Below are 413 nucleotides of genomic sequence, written 5' to 3'. Positions count from 1 at the left end.
AAATTGCGACGTGATGCGCGAATGCCGTGCTTCCATAGAAGGCGAGATCCCCGGGCCGAAGGCTATCCAACTCAATCTTTACACCTTCGACATATTGCGCAGTTGCCACTCTGGGGATATCGACTCCTGCCGAGCGGTAGGCAGCTTGTGTGAGCCCGGAACAATCATATCCCGGGTTGCCTGTTCCACCCCAAATGTAGGGTCGCCCAATCTGCTTGGCGGCGAACGCGATTGCGGTGGCGGCCTGCGGGGACGGTGCGTCGTGTTCTGCGGCGGCGATCAGGTGGACGTAGTCCTGTGCCGACCACAGGCTCTGAGTGCCTCGTGGATCGGCGTCCACGGCGTGCCACAGGTGAGAGAGCGGCGCAGCAATGGCTGCGGTTACTGCGCTTGCTGCCGCTGAGATGAAGACG

General features: G+C 61.3%; 1 protein-coding gene. It reads right to left on the bottom strand.

Annotated features, from left to right (window positions below):
* On the bottom strand, positions 1–413 hold a 413-nt coding region (locus tag GWK61_RS55395; RefSeq protein ID WP_194922392.1), incomplete at both ends, for a C40 family peptidase.

The organism is Catenulispora rubra (assembly GCF_015356825.1).
Classification (GTDB): domain Bacteria; phylum Actinomycetota; class Actinomycetes; order Streptomycetales; family Catenulisporaceae; genus Catenulispora; species Catenulispora rubra.
The sequence above is the reverse complement of the archived record's forward strand: the minus strand, read 5'-3'. Positions and strand labels throughout refer to the sequence as shown.